Consider the following 16382-nt stretch of genomic DNA (forward strand, 5'->3'; position numbering starts at 1 on the left):
ATGTACGCCGAGTTGCATGCCCTGAGCAACTTCTCATTCTTGAGAGGCGCCTCCTTTCCTGAAGAGCTCGTTGAGCGCGCAGCGGAGCTTGGTTACCGCGCCATCGCCATCACCGACGAGTGCAGTGTCGCGGGCATCGTACGCGCCCATGAGGCATCCAAAAAACACAACCTTCCTTTGATCGTTGGTGCGACTCTCACTTGCACCGATGGGCTGACGGTCGTCGCGCTCTCGCAATCCCGTCGCGGCTACGGCCAACTATGTCGCCTGATTACAAAGGCACGGCGAGCAGCCGTTAAAGGCGCGTATACGCTCGAACGCCCCTGGCTGGACGGCGCGCTGGATGAGTGTTGTTTGGTATGGCTGCCGGATGGTAATAACACCGCAGCCGACGGCGACTGGTTACAAGCGCGCTTTGCGGGTCGGCTGTGGATTGGCGTGGAGTTACATCACGACGGTCACGATCGCGAACACGTTGATCGCGCCCGCAAGCTGTCGGACGCGTTGAATCTGCCAGTCACTGCCTGCGGCGGCGTGCTGATGCACGTACGCGAACGAAAGCCGCTCCACGATGTATTGACCGCGATCCGTCTTCGCATGCCCTTGTCACAGTGTGGCTATGCGCTCGAGCCCAATCGCGACCGGCACCTTCACGCCATCAAGACGCTGGCCGCGCGCTACCCCGCCGAGTGGTTGGCTGAAAGTGTGCGCATCGCCGAGCGATGCCGCTTTTCACTGGACGAGATCAAATATCAATTCCCGGCCGAGTTGGTCCCCGAAGGACACACGGCCGCGAGCTGGTTACGTAAGCTATCGTACGAAGGCGCGCGAGAACGCTGGCCCGATCAGATTCCCGAGAACGTTCAGACGCTGCTCGAACACGAGCTGTCACTGATCGCGGAACTGCGTTACGAGCATTTCTTTTTGACCGTCCACGACCTGGTGCGGTTCGCGAAGAGTCGCCGCATCCTGTGCCAGGGCCGCGGCTCGGCGGCCAACTCCGTCGTCTGCTACTGCCTCGGCATCACCATCGTCGATCCCTCCCGACAACAGGTCCTGTTCGAGCGCTTCATCAGCAAGGAACGTCATGAGCCGCCGGACATCGACGTGGACTTCGAACACGAACGCCGCGAGGAGGTCATGCAGTACCTCTACGAGCGATATGGCCGCCACCGAGCCGGCATCGCCGCGACCGTCATCACCTATCGCCTGAAGAGCGCGCTTCGCGACGTCGGCAAAGCGCTCGGCTTCGACCTGCTACAAATAGAACGCTTGATCGGCACGCTGGCGCGACGCGAAAGCGAAGATCCGCAGGAATTGCCGAACTGGCTCGCCGAAGTGGGGTTCGATGCGAGCAATCCTTTGGTGGAACGGTTGATGCAACTGGTGGCCGAGATCGTGAGATTCCCGCGCCATCTCTCGCAACACGTGGGCGGCTTCGTGATCGCCGCCCATCGCCTGGACGAGCTGGTGCCCATCGAGAACGCCAGCATGGAGAATCGAACGGTCATTCAGTGGGACAAGGACGATCTCGAATCGCTGGGACTGCTGAAGGTCGATGTGCTCGCCCTGGGCATGCTCACCGCCGTCCGCCGCACCCTCGACCTGCACAATCGCGCCACCGGCGAGTCACTGACCATGGCGACGATTCCAATTGAGGATCCCGAGACATACGAAATGTTTTGTCGCGCGGATACCGTGGGCGTGTTTCAGATCGAGTCGCGTGCACAGATGTCGATGCTGCCTCGACTGCAGCCGCGCGAGTTCTACGACCTGGTGATCGAGATCGGCCTCGTGCGCCCCGGCCCCATCGTCGGCGACATGGTGCATCCCTACTTGCGTCGACGCATGGGATTGGAACCCATTACCTATCCTAGCGAAGCAGTACGCAGAGTGCTCGAGCGCACCAAGGGCATTCCCATCTGGCAGGAACAGGCGATGGAGCTTGCCGTCGTGGCCGCTGGGTTTACGCTCGGCGAAGCCGATGCCCTTCGGCGCGCGATGGCTGCATGGCGTCGTCACGGCAACTTGGAGACCTTTCACGAAAAGCTGCTCCGAGGATTGCGAGAGCGCGGCTACAGCGAGCAGTTTGCCGATCAGCTATGGCGGCAGCTGCAGGGCTTTTCGGCGTATGGCTTTCCGGAGAGTCACGCCGCCAGTTTCGCGGCGATCGCTTATGCAAGCGGCTGGCTGAAATGTCATTCGCCCGCGGCGTTCGCCGCGGGGCTGATCAACAGTCAGCCGATGGGCTTCTACACGCCCTCGCAGATCGTCCGAGACGTACGGGAACATGGCGTCGAGGTTCGCGCCATCGATGTGACCCGGAGCGATTGGGACTGCACACTCGAAGTCGACGCACCTGGACGAGCACCGGCGTTGCGACTGGGGCTGCGGCTCGTCAAAGGATTGAGCGAAGCGGCGACAATGCAGTTGCTGAGCGCGCGCAGCGCCAGCCCGTTTGCCGGCACGGGCGATCTCGTTCAGCGCAGCCGGTTGTCCCGTCGCGACCTAGAGCTGTTAGCCGGCGCAAACGCCCTGTCCGCGCTGGCGGGCAACCGTCATCACGCGGCTTGGGCACTCGCCGGTGTGGAAACCGACTATGCGCTGTTGGCGGACGCGCCACCGAACGAAGCCACTCCATTATTGCGAGCGCCGAGCGAGGGCCAGAACATCCTCGCGGATTTCAGGAGCGCCGGGCTGTCACTGCGTCGCCACCCGGTTGCGTTACTGCGCGATCGTCTGATTCGACGGCGAATCCAATCGGCACGCGAGGTGCTGGAATCCGAGAATGGCGCCGAGGTTCGTTTCGTCGGGCTGGTCACGCTGCGGCAGAGTCCGAGCACGGCGAAGCATACGACCTTCATGACCGTCGAAGATGAAACCGGCATCGTGCAGGTCATCGTCTGGAATCGGGTCGCGCAGGAGTATCGCGCCGCCTTCCTGGGCGCCGCGCTGATGGAGGTACGTGGCACGTTTCAGCATGAGAACGGCGTCAAGCACCTGATCGCGCTGGCGCTCTTCGACCATAGCCAGTGGCTGGGCGTCCTGCGGGTGCCCTCACGGGACTTTCATTGACGTCGCGGGCTATGCCCTGAGCTTGTTGAGCGCCGCGACCTCGTTGTCGGAGAGCTCGATCTCGACCGCCGCGACGTTCTGCTCTAGATGTTTCACCTTCGACGTGCCAGGAATCGGCAACATCACCGGGCTGCGCTTGAGAATCCACGCCAGCGCGATCTGACTCGGCACGACGCGATGTTTCTTCGCGATCTCATCGAGCTTGGAACCCGGGCGCGCCAGCTCGCCGGCCGCGAGCGGATACCACGGAATGAAGCCGATGCCCTGCTGCTCGCAATAATTCACAACGGCTTCGGCGCTACGATCCGCCAGGTTGTAAAGATTCTGGACCGTGGCGACCGGGAAGACCTTCGACGCCGCCTCGATCTCTTCGACACTGACTTCGCTCAAGCCGGCGAAACGAATCACGCCCTCGTCGAGCAACTGCTTGACCGCGCCGAACTGCTCGGCACGCGGCACCTTCGGATCGATCCGATGCAGCTGCCAGAGGTCGATGCGCTCCACGCCGAGCTTCTTCAGACTATTGCGAGCCTGCTTGATCAGGTAGTCCGGCCGGCCGTTCGTCACCCACTGATCCGGTCCAGGCCGCGTCAAGCCGGCCTTGGTGGCAACGACCAACCCCTTGTACGGATGCAACGCCTCACGCAGCAGCTGTTCCGACACGTCCGGACCGTAGGAGTCCGCCGTATCGATGAAGTTGACGCCGAGCTCCGGCAAGCGCTTCAACACGCGCAAAGCCTCCGCCCTATCCTCCGGCGGCCCCCAGATCCCTTCGCCAGTAATGCGCATCGCGCCGAAGCCCAAGCGATTGACTTCGAGCTCGCCGCCTAGACGAAAAGTGCCCGCGTGCGCTGCAGTCAAAGTGGCCATGATGCTCTCCCCTTCACGGTCCAAAGCCTCCGCCAAAGGCGCGTGTGAGTAAAGCCGGAAACCCGAAGCGGGCGTGTCAGCGCTTCCTCAAGCCTGCGATCACGAGCACGAGGCCGGCGCCCAGCGCAACGCCGCCGATCCAATCCGGCACACGGTGCTTCTGCTGCATCTTCGCTTCGAGGCTGCCGAACTTGATCACGCTCTCCTCGCGCGTGTAGCTCACGCCTTTGAAGACGATGAACGCACCGGCCAGGGCAAGTATCACTCCGGCAATCAAAGCGCTTCGCATGAATCCTCCTCTGTGGGTGTGCGCCATTATGAATGCGCATTTGTCATATGCACGGCGGCGGGCCCGGATCTTGTGATCTGTATCACGCTTTCCCTCGAGTACGGAACTGTTCTGGTCGGATCTACGTGTATCCTCATGCAGCCCAGCGGCGGTTGGAAACGCCGCGCAGTCGCTTGCGAGCGAGCCCAAGGGAGGAACTTCATGAACGAATCGATACGGATGAGTCCGCAGTTCGACGAAGCAGACACGGAGGTAGAACTGAGCGCACAGGATCTGCTGGCGCTTTCGGACCCTCTGCCTGCTCCGTCACGTAAACTGGATGCCCCGAAAGCATCGGCGGACCGCAGCTCGCGCCTCGCCATCGCAATCATCGCGATCGTCAGCATCGCCGGCGTAGCGCACGTGCTGAAGCCCTCCGAGCGCGCCAGCCAGTCGACAGCAGAAACTTCACAACCAGCCTCTCCATCCGAGCAGGTCGCCAAGGACCAGCCGGTGCGATTTTCAAACCCGTTCGATAAGAACGAAGTGTTCGAGTTCCCTGCTGGAACGACCGAAACCGAAGCACGCGATGCGGTCGCCGCGGTTCTCATGGAACGGGCGATGTCGCGTCAGGACACTTGATCAGGGCCGCTCCGGCTCAGAAACCGACGTGATACTGCAGCCGGAACGTCCGGCCGAGACCCTTGAAATATCGGATGTCGATGGCGTTGGTCTGCGAGTGATACGTAAAGTAATCCTCGTTCGTCAGGTTCTGAACCGCGGCGCTCACTGAGCCACCGAACGCAGCGACATCGGCGCTCAGATCGACCGTCGTGTAGCCATCGAACTTGACGGTCGTGACGCCCGCGCTGTTCTCGAAGTCGCGGTCCATCAGATGATTGACTTGCAGCCGCGAGGTCACGGATGCCGACCAGGCGCGATCCCAGCTTACGTTGATGCGATCCGGAGCGATGTTGGCGCCACCGAGGTCTGAGTCGACGCGGCCATCGGCGTTGGAGTCATAGCGGCCATCGGTGTGCGCATAACGCAGGCCAAGCGAGTCGGCTTCTGTGGCTTGCCAGGTCGTGCGGAACTCGACACCGTCGATCTCCGTCTTCTCACGCTGCACCGAATAGATGCCGTCGCTGCCCCGTTGCAAACGCTGGCCGAGATCGGACGTGGAGCGGAAGTACGCGACCTGCGCGTCCAGAATGGCGTTCTTGAACTCGAGGCCCGCCTCGGTGCTCTCGGTCAGCACCGGCTTCAGATCGAGGAAGCTCTCGACGCTCTGATTGGGAATATTGATGCCACGGAGCACGCGACCGACATCGGGCATGGAGAACGCCTCGGCGCGGTTTGCAAACACACGCCAGGCATCCGTCAGCCGATAAGTGGCGCCGATGTTGTAGAGCGTCTCGGAGAACGAAGGCTCGCCGCCCCGTACGAAACGGCTGCCGGCCGAAGCGAGCGTCGTGAAGTCATCGACTTCGAGCTTCGCATCTTCGTAACGCACGCCGCCGCTCACCGTCAGACGATCGATGCCCGTGTAGTCCACTTGCAGGAACGGCGCATAGTTTTCGTAACGCGATTTCGGCACCCAGCTGCGGCCGGTTTGAATCAGCTCCTGCCAGGTCTCGTCGATCAGCACGTCGAAGCCATACACGAGCGTGACCGGCAGCCCCGCGACGTCGCGCTTGGACAAGGTCACCTTCAGGCCCTGCTTTTCCGAGTTGTTCTGCGACTGGTCGATCAGGTTCGGGCCATACGCCGGATCCTGGAAAGTATCGAGCGGCGTCGCCTCGGCGCCGTAGGTCGCTTCGAGATCCTGGCTGAAAATCTGCGCGCGCAGGTTCTGGCCGAGGAACACCTCGTTCGTATAGGTCAGCGCCAGATTCGTCACTTTGTTACGAGCGCCCTCGCCCGCGATGTGACCCTTCACTGCGCTGCTCGGAATGCCGTTGTCGACATCGCCGGGCACCGAGATCCAATCGTTGTTGCCTTCGATGTCGTAACGATTGAACATCAGCTCGACCCGCTGGTCGTCCCAGTCGTAGCCCGTCTTGAGAAACGCGTTGATCGTGCGCGAGTCCATGGTGTCGCCCTGAGTGTTGTCAGAGCCGATGACATCGCCATTCGCGTCGTAGCCAATGCCAGACTCGCGATAGCTCAAGCTCGCCAGCACGTCGGCGTCACCGAAGCGATTCGAGATGCTGTACGTCACGCCGTAATCGGCGCTCTCGCCCACATCCTCGGTTTGAAACGTGCTATCGACACGAACGCTCTGCTCGAGCTTCTCCGAGGGTCGCTTGGTGATCAGATTGATGATGCCGCCGGAAGCGCCCAGGCCATGAATCGCGTTCGCGCTGTGCAGGACTTCCACACGCGACAGCACAGTGGAATCGATGATGTGTCCATCGCGACCACCTTCGCGCAAGGGGCTCGACTGCGGTACGCCGTCGATCATGTACAGCGGCTTACGACCGCGCAGACTCTCACCGGCGTTGGTCATCTTCTGACGGCTCGGCGAGAAGCTCGGAATCAAGTTGCCCAGGACGGTCGAAATGTCGTTGTGAATCGCGAGTTGCTGCTCCAACTCGGCCGAGCTGATGACCGTCACGGTGTTGGGAATGGTGCTCAGCGGCCGATCGATGCGACTCGATGTGACCATCACCTCCTCCAGTTCGCCAGCTGAGTCCGCCGCGAAACCCTCACCGGCAAACACCGTAGCGACTAGCGCGGACACGGCGACACATTCTTTTTTCAACATGGGGTGAACCTCCCAATCGACTTGATTTGTTTACTGCGCGACGGCGCCGCGGGCGCGGCCGAGCTTGATGGCGGCGAAGCTGCGAGCTTCGCGCTTTTTCATCCAGATGAGCACGCCGGTAACGGACAGCAGAGTGACCATCAACCCCAACGCGCTGACGACGATGCGATAGGGCAATCCCCACACTGAGGCCATGTGCAGAGCGAGAATCCAATTGGTGAAGGTGTTCGCGCCGTTCTGGCCTTGAGGCAGGCGCACCTTGCGCAGTTCGCCGGTGTTGCCGTCGAACAGGACCATCGTCCGGCCGCCGCGATTGGTGAAATCGCGATCGGTGGTGAAGTAATAGACGTAGACGCCGTGCTTCGGTCGATACAACAGCGCGCTGAATCCATCGGATTCGATTGTGAGACCCCGAAGCTCAGCCTCGCGACGTGCATGCTCGCGGCCCTGCTCGGCAGCCGCACGAAAATCCAGTTTGGGTTCGTGCAGAGCCTTACGAAGTGGCGTCACTCCGTCCAACAGCTGCTCCTGCCCAAACAGCTTCATGACCGGGTCATACACTTCGTCGAGATTGAACGACACACTCGACCACGCGAACACGAACAGCAGCGGCCACAGCCACAAGCCGCCGGCGCGATGCAGGTCGAAAGTCAGTTTGTGCTTGCCGCCGTTCCAGCGGACCAGCCAGCTCGGCTTCCAACGTGGCCACCACGGTCGCGCGTTCTGCTCGGCCGCGTTCGCCTCGCGTCGGCGACGTTGAGGGAATGTGAGATAGAACCCGATGAAACAATCCAGGGTCCAGATGAGCGCCGCGATGCCGAACGCGTAGCTGCCGATCTTTCCCGAAGCGAGCGTGTAGTGCAGCCGATACAGGAACGACATCAGCGTGATCGGACCTTGCGTGGGATCGCCCCAAAGACGCTCGGCGACGACCCTACCCGTGTACGGGTCAACGAAAGCCTCGTCCATCTTCGCTGACCAAGGCACGACAGCTCCGGTGACGGGATCGAGGCGATCGACACTGAGCTTCAGCGTGTGACCCGGCTCGACCTGCAGCGGTAGATAGTTGATGACCGCGTCGGGATAAGCAGCCCGCACGCGCTCTTGCAACTCGAGAGAATCGAAAGGACGTGCGTCAGGCGTGGGAGCGGCGACGAGGTGCGCCTTTGGCACCAGCCAGGCGTCGAGCTCGTCCATGAAGGCGAGCAGCGCGCCGGTGATTCCCGCGATCGTCAGGAACAATGCGATCGTGAGCCCGGCCCAACGGTGCGCGATCACCCAGAATTGCCGGCCCATCGACATGATTTGCGTGCACGAAGCCATAGAGCGACGGGCCGGCGGGGGTCGCTCAGAAGAGAGTTTCAATGCGAATCATTATCGATTTGTCGGACGGCGAATGCAATCCCGCCCAACTCTCATACTGAGCCGTCTCAGCCTGCGTTGAGTCGCTGCAACGCCTGCTCGAGGTTCTCGCAAAAGTTCTCGGCGCCGATCAGGTCCACGATGCCGGCTCGGCGCAGCTTGCCCGTGACGCGCTCGTTAGCGCCAGTCAACATCACGCGCACCTTGCGCCTCTGCAAGTCGCGAATGACTTCCTCCAGCGTCTGCAAGCCGGTGATGTCGATGAACGGCACCCAGCGCAGCCTGATGATCAGCACTTGCGGATCAGTTCGCGTGCTCGCCAGGGCGCGTTCGAAATTCTCGACGGCGCCGAAGAAAAACGGTCCCTCGACGGCGAACGCGAGAACGCCCGGCGGAAACGTGAGGCCGCGATGCGCGAACTCGCGACTAAGGTCCTGATGCGTCTGATGCTGAACTTCCACGCTGCTCGCCATCCGGCGCAGGAAGTGCAAGGTCGCAATGATCACGCCGACATTGACGGCGACGACGAGGTCGACAAACACGGTGAGCACGAACGTCACCAGCAACACGGCGACATCCGCCGGTGGCGCACGTCGCACCATGGTGACGAAATGGCGCGCCTCGCTCATGTTCCAGGCAACCACGAACAGAATGGCGGCGAGCGCAGCCAACGGAATGTGCACGGCTAGCGGGGCCAACGCGAGCACGATGAGTAGCAACGTCACCGCGTGCACGATGCCCGCGAGCGGACTGGAGCCGCCATTGCGAACATTGGTCGCGGTTCTTGCGAGCGCCCCGGTTGCGGCGAAGCCTCCCAACAAAGGCGCGGCGATGTTTGCGATGCCCTGCCCGATCAGCTCTTGATTCGAGTCATGCCGCGTCCCCGCCATGCCGTCGGCCACGACGGCGGACAGCAGCGATTCGATCGCACCCAGCATCGCAATGGTGAACGCCGGACCGATCAGCTCGATGACGCGATCGACAGTGATCTCGGGCACCTGCAAGGACGGCAAGCCGCGGGGAATGCCACCGAATGCCGAGCCGATCGTGGCGACGCCTTCGATGTGAAATACCGCGTGCACGACGGTTGCGAACAGTAGTCCGAGCAACGGCCCCGGCACCCGTTTCAAGAACGCCAGGCGCGGCGCGAATATGACGATCAGCAGTGTCGCCGTTGCCAAGGCCGTCGTGCCGGCCTGCGCCTGCGGCAGCACTTGCAACGTGTGCCACAGCTTTTCGTGAAAGTGCTCGCCTGTCACTGCCGGCAGACCGAAGAAGTCCCGCCACTGCCCGGTCCAGATGACCACGGCGATGCCCGCGGTGAAGCCCAGGATCACCGGATCGGGAATGAACTTGATGATTGCGCCGAGCCGAGCGAGCCCGAGCAGCAGGAGCATGATGCCGGCCAGCAGAGTGGCGATCTGCAAACCGTCGATGCCGTACTGAGCCGTGATGCCCGAGAGAATGACGATGAACGCCCCGGTGGGTCCGGCGATCTGCAGCCGGCTGCCGCCGAACAGGGAGACCAGCAATCCCGCGACGATGGCGGTATAGAGCCCCTGCTCCGGCTTCGCGCCCGAAGCGATCGCAAACGCCATGGCCAGCGGCAGCGCCACCACGCCGACGATCACTCCCGACACCACGTTTCGCGCCCAATGCGCGCGCCCAAGCAAACCGGCTCGGTGCGCCTCCAGAATTGCGATCATCGCGTAATGTTTCTCTTTCGCGGCGACCGCGAGATTATGCCGGAGGGCGCACGAGAACAACTAAAGAGTGGCCCTGAGTCGCTAGGTGGCAGTCCCTAGTCCGGATCCGAGCTCATGCGCTTCTGGCCGGCGCGGCGTCGCGGTGAAAACCATCGAACACAGCAGCGCGGTGGTCACGAAAAACACACTCAGGGCGAACGGCTCCCATCTCTGCAGATCCAGCAGCACGAGCGTGAAATTGAGCGAAATGAACACCACGCACCCTATGCAGGAGTACACGCAGGACTTCACTGTCAGACTCATTGTGTGCAAGTGACCCGCATGCGTCTCGATCGGATTGATCTTTTTGCCGTATAACATCTTGTACACGCCGAATGCATTCACCGCGTAGACCAACGTGACGCCGCCGATGGTGGCCAGCCCGGCAAATCCCGGGAACGGGTGCTGTTGGATATAAATCAAGAACGCAACGAACAGGAAATAGCTCGAGACGGCAATGACTACGACGAGCGGCGAGACGAAATCGAACAAACCACGCCGCTGCAGGACGGCCTTGCGCTTTCCGTCGGGCGACGAGTGCTTGAGCACGTTATGTTTGAACCTGACGCCGAACCAGCCAACGAGGCATAGCGGCAACAGTTGGAGCATGAAGTACGCGGACACGAGCATTTCCACCGGACCGTCATCCCAATCCGGGCGCTGCATGTAGCTGAACAGCCAGCCCAGCAGTAACAAGCCGATCATTGCGATGCTCGCGTTCAGAACGCGGTACCAGGTCAAAAAGCGCTCTGGAGCGCGAGTGAAGTCGACATCCGGGTATAGCTGCGCGAAGCGTTCGGCGGGGATGTTCGTCACCTGCACTCGGACGTACCTGACGAACCAGGACGGAGCCAGGACTGACATTGCCACTATTTGTATCGTGAACGCGGCGACGAACGCATAGGCTTCGATCATGACGGCACCTCATTTCGCAGGCGGTTGCTGGCTGATGGCGCCGGCGAACGCATTGCGAATTTCCGAATCGGTCACACCCGCCTCACGCAACTCGGCGATCGTTTCGCTGAGCTTGCGCAGAGTCCATTCCTGCAGATTGAACTTGCAGTTCGCTTTAGCCTTGGGGTGAACATAGGTGCCGCGGTAGCCCTTGGCCTCGATGATCGAATCCCGCTCCAGCAGCTTGTAAGCCTTCGCCACGGTCTTGCTGTTGAGCTCGAGATCGTTGGCCAGCTGGCGGATCGACGGCAGCGCATCCCCCGGCTTCAGCACGCCGGAGGTAACCGCAGCCTTGATCTGCTCGATCAGCTGCTCGAACTGAGGGACCGGGTTATCGATGTCGATGGTGATTTCCATCGGCGCGTTCACTCTTATGTACCACTCGATCCCATGGTACAACTGGCTCAGAGGCTTTGCAACCTCAGCTGCCTTGACCTGATGGCGCTAAACGGCTGGAATCGAGTCAACATCCACGCTCAGCTCCGCGCAAAGGAGTGATACCCATGGTCCGGGTTCAGATTCCCTCGCTGGTTCTTGTGGTCGCGATGACAGTAGCTGCAGCCGCTTACGGCCAAACGGAGCAGGCGTCCGACAGTGGGAACAACGTTGTATCGGCTTCAACACTGAAGCGCACATACACAATTCCTCCAACATGGCCCGCCTCGGCAGTTGGAGTCGAAGGTTGGGTACTGCTGAGGTTCACGTTATTGCCGAATGGGACGGTTACCGACGTCGAAATTAAAGAGGCCCACCCTGCGGGACTCTTCGATGCCTCCGCGGTGGAGGCACTTCGTCAATGGAAGTTTGAGCCTGTGGAGCGCGACGGCAAGAAGATCGCTCAACGTGCAGAGATACGGATGAAGTACGCGCTGCCGCGATAGCCCTCAGTGAGGCCGGTCGTTACCGCCAAGCGCGCGACGTAATAAACATGTGATCGCAGTTCCGTGGGTGATTCGTTTGCGTCGAACGGCCTTCGCGGAAAATGCCAGTTGCCCAACCTCGTTGAGAACTGACTTTGCCAGCCTCCTAAGTGAGCCGGTCCATCCGCCATGCAGCTGGGGTAGCGCCAGTCATCTTGCGGAAGGTCCGACCGAAGTGCACCGCGTCTGCAAAGCCGGTGGCTTCGGCAACATCCTGTAGACAGCCATTGGTGTTCAACAGCAGGTCCTTGGCTCGCTCGATACGAGCCTGCAACTGCCACTGATACGGCGCCAGCCCGGTCGACGCCTTGAAGGCGCGGCTGTAGTGCGACTGCGATAAACCAGCCAGTTCCGCGAGTGTGGCTAGCTCCACCCTCGCCGGCATCTTCGCCTCGAGATAGCTCATCGCATCCTTGAGCTGGATCGCCGAGAGCCCACGCTCGCTCCCTTTGGCCTCTTTGGGTCGTTCGAAGAGCCTTGCCGCAATCGCTGCAGTTAGCGAGTCACCGTACAGCTGAGTGGTCGGGTCAGAGTCGTCGATCGCGTCTGCAAGCAACCTGATCAACGTCCACAACCGGTCATCATTCATGCGCAGCCGAGGAACGTCCATCAGTCCCACCGATTCAGAAATTCCCAGACGCTCTTGAAGCATCTTTACGTCGAAGCTGATCGTCGCACACTTGATATAGCGGGTATCTGCCGAATACCCCCACAACTTCATTTGCGCCGGCGCGAAATACATGGACCGAGGCTTGTAGGCATGTGGGTTGGGAATGTTCGGCGCCGACCGGGGCTCAGCGTGGTCTCGTCCGACCTCTTCGAGCTGAGCGCTAAGTCGAGTCGACTCTTCACGGCTATGTATCTGAAACAAGAATCTGCCGGTGCACGTGTGCTCATGCAGATCGACGTTCACGCCGTTCCAGCAACGACTGGAGGTCGTCCGCTTGGCCACGTTCTCAGGAAGTTCAAATGCGTTCGACATCCGAATGGGACCGCTTGCGACACGCCTTCGATGCGCATCTCGTTTATCTTCTTCGGCCCTCAGAGCGCCGAGCATTGCGGGCGCAGCTTTGCATCCCTTTCTTTGGTACGGTAGGCCCGAGATGTGTGCATGTGTGTCGCAAAAACAGGAACGCTTCAGAAGCGGTACTGCAAACTGAGACTGATGAAGCTCAGCACATCGTTGGCGCCAGTCTCGCGCAGGAACGCGCCAGGCTGCGCGTAGGCGACGACCGCAGTCGAGGACCAGCCCGGGGTCAGCGTCCAAGTGGCGCCGAGCGATGCGATGGTCGCCACATAGCGGGCACGACTATCATCATCTGCCTGGCCCGCGGCTCGGATCAGCATGCCGTTGGGCGCATACACGCCGTCACGGGTACTGTGACGCCAGAAGAAATCGAGGCTGGCGTTCAGCTGGACCCGAGGCGCGAGCCGCAAGGTCAGCGCCGGATGAATGTTGAAGAAGTTGCGTGGCCCGAGCGTCGCTTCGTCGCCGAAATAATTGCCGCGCGGGTAGAGAGGATTGAGGGTACCGAGGCGGTCGTCGTCAGGATCATTATCGCCGCTGGCAACGGCGAGGAGCAGCGCCACCCTCGGTTGGCCGGCCACTCCATCGAAGGTGTAGCCGGTGTCTGTGGCGAGCGACCAGGCGCGGATCTCGGCGTCGCCGAACCGCCCGCCCTGCACGGCCAATTCCCAATTCCAGTCCCAGGCTTTGCGTCCGCCGAACACGCGGGTACCAAGCGACCAACGGCGTTCGTGCGCCACGCCCTGAACGTAGCGGGCAACGATATCTTCGTAATGCAGCGCGTAGACATCCCAGGAGGTGACGCCTCCGGTGCGGGTCGCGTAGATGCCACGCAGCGCCTGCGTCTGCGAGCGGGCGTCATCGAAGCTACCCGGACGGTTCTGTCTCGACGCCGCGGCGAACGCATCGATGCGCCAAGCGCCGCGGGTCGCATAGGCGCGGACCGCTTCGAAACTGCGCCGTACGTTCGGACCCTCGCGGGCGTCGATCGCGCGCCCCGATCCGAACTGCAGCTCCTGGACGCCGATACGCATCCCGATGCTGCCTTCGCCATCCGCCGCTGATCGCCATTCGACGAACAGGTTGGTGGGATCGAGTCGGTTCTCGTCCACCGGAGACGGGCCTGCGACGCGACCCTCGGTGTACGAACTGGACAGCTGAGCGAAGCCGCGCCAGTGCTCGCCCAGGCGCAGGTCCGCGAAGACGGAACCACGCTGCATCAACACACCCCATCGGTCCTGGCGATCCAGCCCATAGCGCGGATTGCCAGTGTGCTCGTAGCGCCAGCGCAGATCGCCGCCGATACTCATGCGCACATGATCTGCGATCGGGCGGTCCTTCCAGCATGCGATGCGGTTGTTGTCCTCAAAGCAGGACTGACGCTGGGCGCTGAAATCATCATCGAATCGCAATGGACGGAACTGCGCGAGCGCGGCATCGGCCGCCAGTATCGAGAGGATGCCGAACCACGCCGCGCGCACGCTCGCCCCACCTAGGACACTCTGGGATTTCACCGAGTCTGGTGGTAGCCGCCGAAATGTTTGATCGGCGACCAGGTGGGCAGGATCTCGGGCAATGCCGGCGAAAGCGAGTGATAGTCTTGCGCACCGTACACCACGCGGCCATCCATGACGGTCAACACCGAGGCGATGGATTTGATTTGTGACTCCTCCACCGCGAAGTAGTCCCTGTCCAGCAGCACGAAGTCGGCGAGGTGGCCAGCGGCGATCATGCCCATCTCGGATTCGGCATTCATGAACCACGCCGGACTGCGAGTAAACAATCCCAGCGCTTCAGTGCGTGACAGGCGGTTGTCCTTGGCGAGCACTTCAGTTCCGGAGATCGACTTCCCCGACACCATCCAACTGATGCCGACCCACGGATTGAACGAGGCCGCCCGGAAAGCGTCGGTGGTCATGGCCAGAGGGATGCCGCTGTCGACGAGTTGGCGCAGGCGCGGGGTCAGCAATGCCTTGTCGCGACCGTGAGTCTTGATGAAGCCGTCACCGTGCAAGGCCATCTTGGTGTCCAGGGCGATGCCGCCGCCCAGCGCTTTGACCCTGGCGATGTTCGCGGGACTGATGGTCTCGGCGTGTTCGAGGCTCCATCGCAGACCGTCGAGCGGCATCTTCTCGTTGAGCTTCTCGAGCGCATCGAGGAACGGCGTGATGTTCTCGTCGTAGCTGATGTGCTCGCGGAAAGGAATTCGGCGCTGGACCAGTTTGGAGATGTCTCGCTCCACCAGTTCCCGCATCTTATTCGGCTCGATGATGACCGCCGGGCGGTCGAAATTCTCGTGATCGTGGACGTCCACAGACAGCAACTCACCGGCGCCGCGGTAGACGTGGCCGTGCGCCAGTTGCGGGTGCAAGTTGTGCCCGGGACTGATCGGCGCCGTCCTCGTGATCGCCGTGAGCTGCGCGTCCACCACGTTGAAGGCTTCGCCTTCTCCAAACTGAATGTCGACGAAAGGCATGCGAATGTTGAGGCGGTTGTCGCGGGCGACGACGTCCACGGTGCGCTGGGCCTTGGGATACCCACGAAAGCCCGTGCCCGAATCGATAACGGATGTGATCCCGACGCGATTGAGACTGTGGATCGTCTGAACCAGCGAGCTCACCTCTTCGTCGAAAGAGAGCTGGGGGACCATGGTCTCGATGGCGATGAACATGAACGTGTAGCCATGGACCACACCGGTGTACTTGCCCCGCGCGTCCTTCTCCAACTCGGTGCCCGGCAGGTTGGGAAACCTGTCGGTGCCCACGCCGAGGGCATCCATCGCCTGCTGGTTCATGAAGGCGCGGTTGTAAGCGTACTGCACGAAGAGCGGACGATTGGGGACGGCCTTGCGCAGCTCATCCATGGTGGGGAAGCGGTTCTCCTCGAATTGGTACGGAGACCAGCCGCCAATCACTTTTACCCAGTGACCTTCCGGTGTTCGTTTGGCTTGCTCACTCAGCATCGCCAAGGCCCGACGCAGCGTTGGCACGCCGTCCCATCGCAGGGTGTAGTTGTATCCGCCCTCGTTGAGCACGTGGGTGTGCGCGTCGATGATGCCCGGGATGAGCCGTCGGCCGCGGGAATCGATGACCCGGGTGTTGGCGTTCTTCAAACCCAGCACCTCGGCATCCGTGCCGACCCAGTAGATGCGACCGCTTCTGACGGCCAGGGCGGACGCCTCGGGTTGAGCGGGATTGCCGGTGAAGATCTTGGCGTTGTGCACGATCAGGTCCGCGCCTGGCGCCTCTTGCTTGGCTTGTGCATGGACGCTGCTCAAGCCATTCACCACGATGAATCCGATCAGTAGTATCGACTTCACTGCCATTTCCCATTCGATGGATTTGAAAGAACACCACGCTGCGCGGATCTCGATCAGCGAGCCGAACTGCGCAGC

13 protein-coding genes are annotated in these 16382 nt (G+C 61.5%); 3 read left to right on the top strand and 10 right to left on the bottom strand.

From position 1 onward, the window contains the following. Entirely contained in the window at positions 1-3075 is a 3075-nt protein-coding gene (locus tag VGD45_RS21955) for an error-prone DNA polymerase (protein ID WP_331157493.1), read from the top strand. A gap of 9 nt (positions 3076-3084) precedes the next feature. On the opposite strand, the gene VGD45_RS21960 is transcribed toward VGD45_RS21955, so the two are convergent. Next, the gene (locus tag VGD45_RS21960; RefSeq protein ID WP_331157494.1) at positions 3085-3945 is read right to left on the bottom strand and encodes an aldo/keto reductase; all 861 of its coding nucleotides are present in this window, start codon (positions 3943-3945) and stop codon (positions 3085-3087) included. Positions 3946-4021: 76 nt separating this feature from the next. Beyond that, on the bottom strand, positions 4022-4234 hold the full coding sequence (locus VGD45_RS21965; protein WP_331157495.1) for a hypothetical protein: 213 nt from the start codon (positions 4232-4234) through the stop codon (positions 4022-4024). A gap of 201 nt (positions 4235-4435) precedes the next feature. On the opposite strand from VGD45_RS21965, the gene VGD45_RS21970 reads away from it, so the two are divergent. Then, positions 4436-4855 (top strand): hypothetical protein, encoded by a 420-nt coding sequence (locus VGD45_RS21970; protein ID WP_331157496.1) that lies wholly within the window; start codon positions 4436-4438, stop codon positions 4853-4855. A 16-nt stretch (positions 4856-4871) separates the two neighbouring features. Here the strand turns inward: VGD45_RS21970 and VGD45_RS21975 are convergent, their stop codons facing one another. The 5 genes from VGD45_RS21975 to VGD45_RS21995 all read right to left on the bottom strand — a co-directional run bounded on the left by VGD45_RS21975 (position 4872) and on the right by VGD45_RS21995 (position 11398). Further along, positions 4872-6980: a TonB-dependent receptor gene (locus VGD45_RS21975; protein WP_331157497.1), complete on the bottom strand. Its 2109-nt coding sequence runs from the start codon at positions 6978-6980 to the stop codon at positions 4872-4874. A gap of 30 nt (positions 6981-7010) precedes the next feature. Beyond that, positions 7011-8282, bottom strand: a complete 1272-nt coding sequence (locus VGD45_RS21980) for a PepSY-associated TM helix domain-containing protein (RefSeq protein ID WP_331157498.1) — start codon at positions 8280-8282, stop codon at positions 7011-7013. Positions 8283-8410: 128 nt separating this feature from the next. Then, a complete protein-coding gene (locus VGD45_RS21985; RefSeq protein ID WP_331157499.1) occupies positions 8411-10048 on the bottom strand; it encodes a SulP family inorganic anion transporter in 1638 nt (545 codons plus the stop codon). 81 nt (positions 10049-10129) lie between these two features. After that, positions 10130-11002, bottom strand: coding sequence for a hypothetical protein (locus tag VGD45_RS21990; protein WP_331157500.1), 873 nt, complete (start codon positions 11000-11002; stop codon positions 10130-10132). A 9-nt stretch (positions 11003-11011) separates the two neighbouring features. Next, the gene (locus tag VGD45_RS21995) at positions 11012-11398 is read right to left on the bottom strand and encodes a GntR family transcriptional regulator (RefSeq protein WP_331157501.1); all 387 of its coding nucleotides are present in this window, start codon (positions 11396-11398) and stop codon (positions 11012-11014) included. 146 nt (positions 11399-11544) lie between these two features. On the opposite strand from VGD45_RS21995, the gene VGD45_RS22000 reads away from it, so the two are divergent. Continuing rightward, positions 11545-11922: an energy transducer TonB gene (locus VGD45_RS22000; RefSeq protein WP_331157502.1), complete on the top strand. Its 378-nt coding sequence runs from the start codon at positions 11545-11547 to the stop codon at positions 11920-11922. 145 nt (positions 11923-12067) lie between these two features. Here VGD45_RS22000 and VGD45_RS22005 read toward each other — a convergent pair whose 3' ends face one another. The 3 genes from VGD45_RS22005 to VGD45_RS22015 all read right to left on the bottom strand — a co-directional run bounded on the left by VGD45_RS22005 (position 12068) and on the right by VGD45_RS22015 (position 16313). Further along, positions 12068-12703 carry an AraC family transcriptional regulator gene (locus VGD45_RS22005; RefSeq protein ID WP_331157503.1) on the bottom strand — a complete coding sequence of 212 codons (636 nt, stop codon included), beginning with the start codon at positions 12701-12703 and terminating at the stop codon, positions 12068-12070. Between the two features lie 395 nt (positions 12704-13098). Next, complete coding sequence (locus VGD45_RS22010) at positions 13099-14502, bottom strand: alginate export family protein (RefSeq protein ID WP_331157504.1); 1404 nt, start codon at positions 14500-14502, stop codon at positions 13099-13101. After that, positions 14499-16313, bottom strand: coding sequence for an amidohydrolase (locus VGD45_RS22015; protein WP_349263317.1), 1815 nt, complete (start codon positions 16311-16313; stop codon positions 14499-14501). Before VGD45_RS22015 ends, VGD45_RS22010 begins: the two co-directional genes overlap by 4 nt. Positions 16314-16382 lie beyond the last annotated feature (69 nt).

Source organism: Steroidobacter sp. (assembly GCF_036402275.1).
In the GTDB taxonomy this organism is placed as follows: Bacteria; Pseudomonadota; Gammaproteobacteria; order Steroidobacterales; family Steroidobacteraceae; genus Steroidobacter.

Coding starts and splice junctions, on each gene's coding strand:
- VGD45_RS21955 (WP_331157493.1), top strand. CDS start 1: ATGTACGCCGAGTTGCATGCCCTGAGCAACTTCTCATTCTTGAGAGGC.
- VGD45_RS21960 (WP_331157494.1), bottom strand. CDS start 3,945: ATGGCCACTTTGACTGCAGCGCACGCGGGCACTTTTCGTCTAGGCGGC.
- VGD45_RS21965 (WP_331157495.1), bottom strand. CDS start 4,234: ATGCGAAGCGCTTTGATTGCCGGAGTGATACTTGCCCTGGCCGGTGCG.
- VGD45_RS21970 (WP_331157496.1), top strand. CDS start 4,436: ATGAACGAATCGATACGGATGAGTCCGCAGTTCGACGAAGCAGACACG.
- VGD45_RS21975 (WP_331157497.1), bottom strand. CDS start 6,980: ATGTTGAAAAAAGAATGTGTCGCCGTGTCCGCGCTAGTCGCTACGGTG.
- VGD45_RS21980 (WP_331157498.1), bottom strand. CDS start 8,282: ATGTCGATGGGCCGGCAATTCTGGGTGATCGCGCACCGTTGGGCCGGG.
- VGD45_RS21985 (WP_331157499.1), bottom strand. CDS start 10,048: ATGATCGCAATTCTGGAGGCGCACCGAGCCGGTTTGCTTGGGCGCGCG.
- VGD45_RS21990 (WP_331157500.1), bottom strand. CDS start 11,002: ATGATCGAAGCCTATGCGTTCGTCGCCGCGTTCACGATACAAATAGTG.
- VGD45_RS21995 (WP_331157501.1), bottom strand. CDS start 11,398: ATGGAAATCACCATCGACATCGATAACCCGGTCCCTCAGTTCGAGCAG.
- VGD45_RS22000 (WP_331157502.1), top strand. CDS start 11,545: ATGGTCCGGGTTCAGATTCCCTCGCTGGTTCTTGTGGTCGCGATGACA.
- VGD45_RS22005 (WP_331157503.1), bottom strand. CDS start 12,703: ATGTATTTCGCGCCGGCGCAAATGAAGTTGTGGGGGTATTCGGCAGAT.
- VGD45_RS22015 (WP_349263317.1), bottom strand. CDS start 16,313: ATGGCAGTGAAGTCGATACTACTGATCGGATTCATCGTGGTGAATGGC.